Genomic DNA, 10,215 nt, shown 5'->3' on the forward strand with positions numbered 1-10,215 from the left:
CTGCACAGCACACGGAAACTGTCAGAGGCCGGGCGGGTGGGTGGCGCAGGGGCGTGAGCCGCATGGATGCGGCGATCGAGCTTACATGGACGTACTTGCAGCGTCCCCTGCGCCACCCACCCGCCCGGCCAAGCGCGGCTTCTGCTTTTGCTTCTGCCTTCAGCGACCACCCCCACAGCCACGAGGGGCTGCGCCGTTGGCTGGAACAACCTGTTACCCATACGGGGCATGTGCCCGTCACAGCTGCATGCGATGCTGATCACCTGATCCCTGCCAGCGAGAACGCCCGCATGACCACCATCATCGCCCCGCGCGTGCACGACATCGGCGGCCTCGAAGTCCGTCGCGCCGTCCCCACCCTGCAGGCGCGCAGCATCGGCTCGTTCGTGTTCGTCGACCAGATGGGCCCGGCACTCATGCACCCCGGCACCGCCATCGACGTGCGCCCGCATCCACATATCGGCCTGGCCACCGTGACCTACCTGTGGTCGGGCGCGATCGGCCACCGCGACACGCTGGGGTCGGACCAGGTGATCCGTCCCGGTGACGTCAACTGGATGACCGCCGGCCGCGGCATCGCCCATTCCGAGCGCACGCCACAACCGGACCGCGACCATGACAACCCGATCCATGGCATGCAGACCTGGGTGGCGTTGCCGAAGTCGCATGAGGAAATCGAACCGGCCTTCTACCACCATGCCGCGGCCACCCTCCCCGAGCAGCGCCGCAATGGTGCCTGGCTGCGGGTGATCTCCGGGCGCGCCTATGGCGAGGAATCGCCGGTGAAGGTGTTCGCCGACACCCTCAACGTAGCGATCGACCTCGACCCGGATGCGGAGATCGATATCGACAATGGCCACCGCGAGCGCGCGTTGTACATCCTCGAAGGCGACGCGCAATTGGACGGCGTGGACATCCCCGCCCAGCACCTGGTGATTCCCGAAGCCGGTGCGATAGGTCGCCTGCGCGCGAAGACGCCGGTGAAGGCGATGCTGTTCGGTGGCGAGCCGCTGGATGGCCCGCGTCACCTGTGGTGGAACTTCGTGTCCAGCTCGAAGGAGCGCATCGAGCAGGCCAAGCACGACTGGGAGGCCGGTCGCTTCGGCACCATCCCGGGCGACGACAAGGAGTTCATCCCGCTGCCGCAGTATTGAACATCGCGTGTTGCACACATCCGAAGGTGTATCCCTGCACCCGGCGTTGACACTACAGTCACCCGCTGATCACTGAAATGTGACATAAATCACACTTTCAACCGTCAAAGGAGTGCAACACATGAGCATGGGTAAACGCTTGTCCGCCGAGTTCCTCGGCACGTTCTGGCTGGTTCTGGGTGGCTGTGGCAGCGCGGTGCTGGCCGCCAAGTTCGGTGGTGACGGCAATCCGCTGGGTATCGGTTTCCTCGGCGTGGCGCTCGCCTTCGGCCTGACCGTGGTGACCGGCGCCTATGCGTTCGGCCACATCTCCGGCGCGCACTTCAACCCGGCAGTCAGCGTCGGGCTGTGGGCTGGCGGCCGCTTCCCGACCAAGGACCTGGTGCCGTACATCATCGCCCAGGTCGCCGGCGGCCTGCTGGCCGGCTTCATCCTGCTGCAGATCGCCTCCGGCGCCAGTGGCTTCGCCATTGATGGCAGCCAGGCCGGTGCGTTCGCCAGCAACGGCTATGGCGCGCTGTCGCCCGGCGGCTACAGCGTTGCGGCCGCCTTCCTGTGCGAGGTGGTACTGACGGCGGTGTTCCTGATCGTGATCATGGGCGCCACCCATGGCAAGGCGCCTGCCGGCTTCGCGCCGCTGGCGATCGGCCTGTCGCTGACCCTGATCCACCTGATCAGCATCCCGGTCACCAACACCTCGGTGAACCCAGCCCGCTCCACGGCGGTGGCCTTCTTCGCCGGCAGCGGCGCGGTCAGCCAGTTGTGGCTGTTCTGGGTCGCTCCGCTGCTGGGCGGCGCGATCGGCGGCATCATTTACAAGTGGATCGGCAACGACCGCTGAGGCCTGCGAACCATTGCGGCCGACCTTCGGCCGCAATGGTTACGCTTGTAACCGCAATTTGTGCGATTGCTCACGTTCCGTTAAGGTTGAGTTGACCGTCCGTGCACATGCCGGCCGGGGTGGCATCCGGGGATGGGATGCCAAGGCTGCCGGTCCATCCGGCGGAGCCAACGACACACCACCTTGGGGGATGCATGAAGTTCGCGCCTGTAGTGTTGTCGAGCCTGCTGTTCGCTGCGGCCCAGGCCGCTGCGCAGGCTCCCACCGAATGTCCTTCATTGCCGGCCAGCAGTGGCCTGCAGTGGCAACAGCAGGCACAGGCCGATTTCCTGGTCTGCCGCGCCAGCACCGGGGACGGCCGCGAGGTACTGAGCCTGATGCTCAGTGCGCGCGATCCCAACCTTCCATTGAACCGCTCGCTGCGCCAGGAAAAGGGCAGCTTCGGCGGTGAGTCGCTGTACTGGTACCAGCCCGATCTGGGAGGCCAGCAGCCGCCCGGCTATGCCGAGCGCCGCATCAGTGTGGTCAAGCTCGACAAAGGGCGTTACGCGCAGATTTCGCTGTATCCGGACAGCGCCCAGGAACTGGGCTCGCTGCAGCAGCTGGCGCAGGGCATGAGCCTGACCCCGTCGGCCGTGGCCGCGGGGCGCTGAAGGTGACGGGGATGACTGCCTGGCAGCATCCCCGCAATGCGACCCGATCCGACGGTAGTGCCGGCCGCTGGCCGGCAAACGCTTCGTTCCCGATCAGAAGAGGTTGCCGGCCAGCGGCCGGCACTCCCTCAGAACTTGCCTTCCTGGAAATCGACGAAGGCCTGCATCAGTTCCTGCCGTGTGTTCATCACGAACGGCCCGTGGCGCATCACCGGTTCGCGCAGCGGACGGCCGGCCACCAGGATCAGCCGCGCGCCTTCGCTGCCGGCCGAAAGGTGCAGCTGCTCACCGCCGCCCAGCACCGCCAGCTCCTGGCGTGCCACGTCACGCGCGGCGTCCTGCTCCCCCACGGTCACGCCACCTTCGAACACGTATGCAAAGGCGTTGTGCCCTTCCGGCAACGCATAGGTCCAGGCGCGATCCGGGGCCAGCGTGATGTCCAGGTACAGCGGATCGGTGGCCGGCTGCATGATCGGGCCCTGCGTGCCATCCACGCTGCCGGCAATCACCTTCACGTCCACGCCCGGCTCCGGGTGCACCACGGGAATGCGCTCGGGCGCGAATTCCTGGTACTTCGGATCCGTCATCTTCTCCTTCGCCGGCAGGTTCACCCACAGCTGGAACCCGCGCATCTGCCCGCTCTCCTGCTCGGGCATCTCCGAATGCACCAGGCCACGGCCAGCGGTCATCCACTGCACGCTGCCCGGGGTCAGCAGGCCTTCGTTGCCGTGGTTGTCGCGATGCCGCATGCGCCCGTCGAGCATGTAGGTGACGGTTTCGAAGCCGCGGTGCGGATGCTCCGGAAACCCGGCGATGTAGTCCTCGGCACGATCGGTACCGAACTCATCGAGCAGCAAGAACGGATCCAGGTCGGGCAGCGTGGGGCCACCGATGACGCGGGTCAGGCGCACGCCGGCACCGTCGGAGGTGGGCATGCCACGGATGGTCCGCAGCACGCGGACCGGTTCGGGAAAGCTCATGGCGACTCCTGTTGGATGGATGCCACTGAAGATGGACGCCACACGGCCGCACGCCAATGGACGGCGCCGCAACCGATTGTTCCATCCCTGATGTTCGCTGCACGTCAGCACAACAAACGTACGACCAAAGTACTACCGCCGATTCGTCCTGTGCCAATTGACCCTGTCGAGGGCACGCGGGACTCTTTGTCTGTCTTTCCGGGAGAGAGCACCTCATGAAAGGGTTTTCCAAACTGGGCTGGGCGGTACTCGCCCTGCTCGGCGCATTCTGTCTGGGCACCGTAGCCCTGCGCCGCGGCGAACACATCAACGCACTGTGGATCGTGGTGGCAGCGGTTTCGCTGTACCTGGTCGCCTACCGCTTCTACAGCCTGTTCATCGCCAACAAGGTGATGCAGCTGGATCCGACCCGGGCCACCCCGGCGGTGATCAACAACGATGGCCTGGACTACGTGCCGACCAACAAGCACGTGCTGTTCGGCCATCACTTTGCCGCCATCGCCGGTGCCGGCCCGCTGGTCGGCCCGGTACTGGCCGCGCAGATGGGCTACCTGCCCGGCCTGTTGTGGCTGGTGGTGGGCGTGGTGCTGGCCGGTGCGGTGCAGGACTTCATGGTCCTGTTCCTGTCCAGCCGCCGCAACGGCCGTTCGCTGGGCGACCTGGTAAGAGAAGAGATGGGCCAGGTGCCCGGCACCATCGCGCTGTTCGGCGCGTTCCTGATCATGATCATCATCCTGGCGGTGCTGGCGATGGTGGTGGTCAAGGCGCTGGCCGAAAGCCCGTGGGGCATGTTCACGGTGATCGCGACGATGCCCATCGCGATCCTGATGGGCGTGTACATGCGCTACATCCGCCCCGGCAAGATCGGCGAGATCTCGGTGGTTGGCCTGATCCTGCTGCTGGCTGCGATCTGGTACGGCGGCAAGGTCGCCGCCGATCCGGTCTGGGGCCCGGCGTTCACCTTCACCGGCACCCAGATCACCTGGATGCTGATCGGTTACGGCTTCGTCGCCTCGGTACTGCCGGTGTGGCTGCTGCTGGCCCCGCGTGATTACCTGTCGACCTTCCTCAAGATCGGCACCATCATCGCGCTGGCCATCGGCATCCTGGTGGTGATGCCGGAACTGAAGATGCCGGCGCTGACCCAGTTCGCCGCCAGCGGTGATGGTCCGGTGTGGAAGGGCGGCATGTTCCCGTTCCTGTTCATCACCATCGCCTGCGGTGCGGTCTCCGGTTTCCATGCCCTGATTTCCTCGGGCACCACGCCGAAGCTGCTGGCCAATGAAGCGCACATGCGCTACATCGGCTACGGCGGCATGCTGATGGAATCGTTCGTAGCGGTGATGGCACTGGTGGCCGCATCGATCATCGACCCGGGCATTTACTTCGCGATGAACAGCCCGGCCGCGGTGATCGGTGCCGACGCGGCCTCGGCGGCGCACTACATCACCAACACCTGGGGCTTCACCATCACCCCCGAACAGCTGACTGCGACCGCGGCGGCGATCGGCGAACCGACCATCCTGCATCGTGCCGGTGGTGCGCCGACACTGGCGGTGGGCATCGCGCAGATCCTGCACGAAGCAATTCCCAGTGGCAGCGACGCGATGATGGCGTTCTGGTACCACTTCGCGATCCTGTTCGAGGCGTTGTTCATCCTGACCGCGGTGGACGCCGGTACCCGCGCCGGACGCTTCATGCTGCAGGACCTGCTGGGCAACTTCGTGCCGGCCCTGAAGAAGACCGAGTCGTGGACCGCCAACATCATCGGTACCGCAGGCTGCGTGGCGCTGTGGGGCTACCTGCTCTACACCGGCGTGGTCGATCCCTTCGGTGGCATCCAGACACTGTGGCCGCTGTTCGGCATCTCCAACCAGATGCTGGCCGGTATCGCGCTGATGCTGGGCACGGTGGTGCTGTTCAAGATGAAGCGTGACCGCTATGCGTGGGTTACCGCAGTACCGGCAGTGTGGCTGCTGATCTGCACCACCTACGCCGGCTTCATCAAGATCTTCGACAGCAACCCGGCACAGGGCTTCCTGGCACAGGCACACAAGTTCCAGGCCGCGCTCGCCAGCGACACCATCACCGCACCGGCCAAGTCAGTGGCGCAGATGAAGCAGATCGTGGTCAACGCCTACGTCAACACCGGCCTGACCGCGCTGTTCCTGCTGGTGGTGGGCGCGGTGCTGGTGTATTCGATCAAGACCATCCTGGCGGCCCGCCGCAATCCGCAGCGCAGCGACCGCGAGACCCCGTACGTGGCGCTGAAGCCGCATGAAATGGTGGATCTGTGATGAGCACGCAACTGGTTCCCGCCGGCCAGTACCAGGCCCACCGCCGCATCTGGCGGCGCCTGGTGCAGACCGCACGGCTGTGCTGTGGCATTCCTGATTACGACAACTACGTCCGGCACATGCTGGAAAAGCATCCGGACCAGGAGCCGATGGACTACAAGACGTTCTTCCGCGAACGCCAGGAAGCGCGTTACGGCGGTCGCAACGGTGGCCGCTGCTGTTGAGGGTTGGGTGCCGGGCTTGCAGCCCGGCGCCCGCAGAAGCCCGAGCAACTACAAACTGCAACTGCAACTGCAACTGCTGGAGCGTCGGCTCTGGGTTTCTGTTTGCTTGGCGGGGCGGTGTCGGATTGCCGGTGACGGCGAGACACATGCGGGGTCAGATCCGTTTTCCGAAAGAAGACGGATCTGACCCCATTCTATTTATCGATATCTGGCAGAAAAATCGTGTCGACCAAGGTCGACACCTACCAAAACCCGCGCGTACCAGCAGTCGCCGTTACCCACAGCCGCGTGAACCTGTCGAAGGCGGGTGGGTCCGGTTGTGGGGGCGTGAGCGCCATGGATGGCGCGACCGAGGCTACATGGACGTATTCACGCCGTCCCCCTCAACCGGACCCACCCCGTCATCACACGGAATGCCGCTCTGGCTTTTGATGTTGAGGTTGCCGACCAGCGGCCGGCACTACCGCGGGTGCCGGGCGCCGCCTGGCTGGCCTCCTCAGCCGGTGGCCATCCACTTCAGGATCAGACCGGTGACATACGCCAGGCCGGTACCAGTGGCATAGCCCACCGTGCCCAACAGCACGCCCACCGGGGCCAGCGTCGGATGGAACGCCGCTGCCACCACCGGCGCCGAGGCCGCAGCGCCGATGTTGCCCTGCGAGCCAATGGCGAAGAAGAACAGCGGCGCGCGCAGCAGCTTGGCCACGACCCACAGCACCAGCACGTGCGTGGCCATCCAGATCGCACCGAGCAGGAACAGCCATGGCCGGTCCAGCAGCGACAACAGGTTCATCTGCATGCCGATGCAGGCGATCAGGAAGTACAGGAACACCGTGCCCAGCCGCGATGCACCGGCCGCTTCCAACCTGCGTGCACGAGTGAAGCTCAGGCCCAGGCCCATCGCGGTGGACAGCAGGATCACCCACACGAACTGGCTGTCCAGGCTGAACTGGCTGGCCCAGCTGACATGGGCCTTGAACCAGCCCGCCAGCGGCGCGGCGATCGCGTGCGCCAGGCCGACGCCGCCCAAGGCCACGCCGACGATCACCATCAGGTCGGTCATGCTGGGAATGCGCGCGTTCTGCGCCTCGTAGGCACTGATGCGCGCCTTCATCTCGTCGATGGCGCGGGTGTCGGCACCATTGCGGGTGTCGATCTGCTGTGCGCGGTTGGCCAGGAACAGCAGGATCGCCATCCACAGGCTGGCGCAGGCCACGTCGACCACGGCGAACTGGCCGAAGGTGGTGGCATCGGTGCCGAACACTTCGCGCATGGCGACCATGTTGGCGCCGCCACCGATCCAGCTGCCGGCCAGCGCCGCCATGCCCGCCCAGGTATCACCGGCCACGGTTTCCGGATGGATCAGCTTCATCAGCTGGAACGAGACGATAGCGCCGAGCATGATGCCGGCGGTACCGGCGCAGAACACGAGCAGCAGTTTCGGCCCGAGCTTGATGACGCCCTTCAGGTCGATCGACAGGGTCAGCAGGACCAGCGCGGCCGGCAGCAGCACGTCACGCGCGACCGGGTTGTACAGCGAGGTGTTGTGGCCATCGATGACACCAGCGGTGTTGTAGATGGCGGGGATGAAATAGCACAGCAGCAGTGCCGGCACCCAGGCGAAGATCTTCTTCAGCAGCGGGGTCGGACCACTGGCGGCCCAGAAGATCAGGGCCAGGGTGGCGGCAATCAGGCCCAGTCCAACGATGTCGTTGCTGATCAGGGCAGTAGCGGGTTCGGTCGGCACGGGATCCTCTGTCGATCGAAAGAGCGGAGAAAAAAAAGCGCCGCATAAAGCGGCGCAGGTCGAGATTAACATTGTCTTCACGCCGGGTCATGCTGCAGTGCCGACCACGCCTCCATCCCCTCAGGGAGCCTACTCATGCAGCTTGGCGCCTTTTCGGTCAGTCTCTCGGTGAAGGATCTCGCGGCCTCCCGTGCCTTCTACGAAGCCCTGGGCTTCTCGGTCACCGGCGGCGATCCAGCACAGAACTGGCTGGTGCTGCGCAGCAACGGCACCGTGATCGGCCTGTTCCAGGGCATGTTCGAGGGCAACCTGCTGACCTTCAACCCCGGCTGGGACCAGCACAAGCAGGAACTGACCCACTTCCAGGATGTGCGCGAGCTGCAGGCGGAGCTGGACGCCAGGGGCATCGCGCTGGCAGTCCGCACCGATCCCGATGGCCAGGGGACCGGCTACCTGCAGCTGGCCGATCCCGACGGCAACGTGATCCTGATCGACCAGCATGTGGCGCGGCCGAACGGGCGTTGACGCGGACAGCCATTGCGTGGGTAGGCGTCGACCTTGGTCGACGGGCAGCATGCCAACCAGGATTGGCATCTACCAGAACGGCCGGATCAGCCCGGTCGCGAGGCACTGAAATCGAGCGTGACACGCGTGCCACGCGGCTCGCAGGGCTGCAGCTGCAGGGTCCAGCCCAGATGCTCGCAGAGCCGCGCGATCAGATCCAGCCCGATGCCACCGCCACGATCGGCGCGCTCGCCACGGGCCATCCGCGCGTGGATGGCCGCGATCTCCTCCGGGCTCATGCCATGCCCGGGGTCCTGCAGGGTCAGCACCGCCGACGAACTCAGCCGCAATTCGATGTGGCCACGGCCACTGTTCTCGATGGCGTTGCGCACCAGGTTGCCGATCGCCGCCTGCACCACTGCCAGCGGCGCGACGATGTCCACCGGCGCGGCCTGGATGCCGATGCTCAGGTCCTTGTCGCCCAACAGATGGCGATGGTCGTCGACGATCTCCGGCAGCAGCTGGTCCAGCGCGATGCGCTCGGCACGCGCCGCCAGTCGTGCCGGATCACGCGCCAGCACCAGCAGCAGTTCGATCAGCTGCTCCACGCTCTGCGCGGTGCGCAGTACCCGCTGCATCTGCTGGCGCGCACGCTCGGGCAGGCCCGGTTGCTCCAGCGCCAGTTCGGCGGCACCGGTCATCACCGCGATCGGCGTGCGCAGTTCATGGCTGGCGGTGCTGATGAACACCCGCTCGCGTTCGACGAACTGTTCGTTGCGGTCCAGGTAATCGTTCAGTGCACCGGCAATCGTGTGCAGCTCGGAGCTGCCACGCGGGTCGACCTCTATGCGCTGCCCCTGCGCACCGGGCCGCAGATCGGCGATGCGCTGCGCCAGCAGGCTCAACGGTCGCACCATCCGCTCCATGCCGAAGGACGCCATCAGCACGGTGACGAAGATCATGATCACGCCCGCCAGCATCACCCAGCGCGTGGCGAACTGCTCCAGATCGTGGAAGTCGGAGATATCCAGCGCCAGCGCGACCCGCCCCATCGATTCGGTCTCGCGCACCATCACCGCCGTCTCGCGGCCCTTCACCATCACCCCGTCATGCAGCCCGGGATGCAGGGTACGCAGGCTGTCGGGCAGGTTGACCGCGTCGAAGCGGTAAAGGCTGAGCGTGTCCGAATCCTGCCAGCGGTAATGCGGCTCGTGTTCGACATGTTCGACGATGCTGTCGAGTTCGGAATTGAGCAGCGCGCGCCAGGCAGCGTGCTCGGCATGCTCATGCACGTAATTGCCGACGCTGAACACCGCCAGCGAAAGCAGCGCCAGGTAGCCCAGCAACCACCACAGCACGCGCCGGTACAGCGGCCCGGGCTTACGCGCCTTCATCAGTATCCTTGCCAGCGTCGCTGCCGGTGGTCACGGCCAGCCGATAACCCACCCGCGGCAGGGTGTGGATCAGCTTCTCGGCAAACGGGCCGTCAACGCTGCGACGCAACTCGTAGACATGCGAGCGCAGCAGGTCACCATCCGGCGGCTCGTCGCCCCACAGGGCGAACTCCAGCTGCTGTCGTGTCACCGCACTCGGGCTGGCCCGCATCAGCACTTCCAGCAGTTTGCGGCAGGCCGGGTACAGGTGCAGCACCTGGCCCTCACGCTGGGCCTCCAGCGTCGCCAGATCCAGCACCAGGTCGCCCACCTGCAGGCGCTTGCGCGGGTTGCGGCCCTGCGCACGCAGCAGCAGCGCTTCCAGCCGCACCTCCAGCTCGGGCAGCGCGAACGGCTTGGTCAGGTAGTCGTCGGCACCGGC

Annotated in this window: 10 protein-coding genes; 6 read left to right on the plus strand and 4 right to left on the minus strand. The window is 65.7% G+C overall.

Annotation, left to right across the window (positions count from 1 at the left end):
• Positions 1-290: 290 nt before the first annotated feature.
• From ARC63_RS22295 to ARC63_RS22305, 3 genes are all read left to right on the plus strand, one after another.
• Positions 291-1,154: a pirin family protein gene (locus ARC63_RS22295; protein WP_057504426.1), complete on the plus strand. Its 864-nt coding sequence runs from the start codon at positions 291-293 to the stop codon at positions 1,152-1,154.
• 121 nt (positions 1,155-1,275) lie between these two features.
• Complete coding sequence (aqpZ, locus tag ARC63_RS22300; RefSeq protein ID WP_019338641.1) at positions 1,276-1,995, plus strand: aquaporin Z; 720 nt, start codon at positions 1,276-1,278, stop codon at positions 1,993-1,995.
• 194 nt (positions 1,996-2,189) lie between these two features.
• On the plus strand, positions 2,190-2,648 hold the full coding sequence (locus ARC63_RS22305; protein WP_010482811.1) for a hypothetical protein: 459 nt from the start codon (positions 2,190-2,192) through the stop codon (positions 2,646-2,648).
• A gap of 128 nt (positions 2,649-2,776) precedes the next feature.
• On the opposite strand, the gene ARC63_RS22310 is transcribed toward ARC63_RS22305, so the two are convergent.
• A complete protein-coding gene (locus ARC63_RS22310; protein WP_057504425.1) occupies positions 2,777-3,628 on the minus strand; it encodes a pirin family protein in 852 nt (283 codons plus the stop codon).
• A 215-nt stretch (positions 3,629-3,843) separates the two neighbouring features.
• Here ARC63_RS22310 and ARC63_RS22315 point away from each other — a divergent pair, with 215 nt between their 5' ends.
• Entirely contained in the window at positions 3,844-5,925 is a 2,082-nt protein-coding gene (locus tag ARC63_RS22315; RefSeq protein WP_010482809.1) for a carbon starvation CstA family protein, read from the plus strand.
• Positions 5,925-6,149, plus strand: coding sequence for a YbdD/YjiX family protein (locus ARC63_RS22320; protein WP_005410613.1), 225 nt, complete (start codon positions 5,925-5,927; stop codon positions 6,147-6,149). The genes ARC63_RS22315 and ARC63_RS22320 overlap by 1 nt, the downstream gene beginning before the upstream one ends.
• 496 nt (positions 6,150-6,645) lie before the next feature.
• Here the strand turns inward: ARC63_RS22320 and ARC63_RS22325 are convergent, their stop codons facing one another.
• Positions 6,646-7,896 (minus strand): DUF819 family protein, encoded by a 1,251-nt coding sequence (locus ARC63_RS22325; protein ID WP_010482808.1) that lies wholly within the window; start codon positions 7,894-7,896, stop codon positions 6,646-6,648.
• A 135-nt stretch (positions 7,897-8,031) separates the two neighbouring features.
• Here ARC63_RS22325 and ARC63_RS22330 point away from each other — a divergent pair, with 135 nt between their 5' ends.
• Positions 8,032-8,421 (plus strand): VOC family protein, encoded by a 390-nt coding sequence (locus ARC63_RS22330; protein WP_010482807.1) that lies wholly within the window; start codon positions 8,032-8,034, stop codon positions 8,419-8,421.
• Positions 8,422-8,507: 86 nt separating this feature from the next.
• On the opposite strand, the gene ARC63_RS22335 is transcribed toward ARC63_RS22330, so the two are convergent.
• Positions 8,508-9,794 carry a sensor histidine kinase gene (locus ARC63_RS22335; RefSeq protein WP_049411177.1) on the minus strand — a complete coding sequence of 429 codons (1,287 nt, stop codon included), beginning with the start codon at positions 9,792-9,794 and terminating at the stop codon, positions 8,508-8,510.
• A partial coding sequence (locus ARC63_RS22340) for a response regulator transcription factor (protein ID WP_139042456.1) occupies positions 9,781-10,215 on the minus strand: 435 nt, incomplete at its 5' end. The genes ARC63_RS22335 and ARC63_RS22340, both read right to left, overlap by 14 nt.

It is taken from the genome of Stenotrophomonas geniculata ATCC 19374 = JCM 13324, assembly GCF_001431625.1.
Classification (GTDB): Bacteria; Pseudomonadota; Gammaproteobacteria; order Xanthomonadales; family Xanthomonadaceae; genus Stenotrophomonas; species Stenotrophomonas geniculata.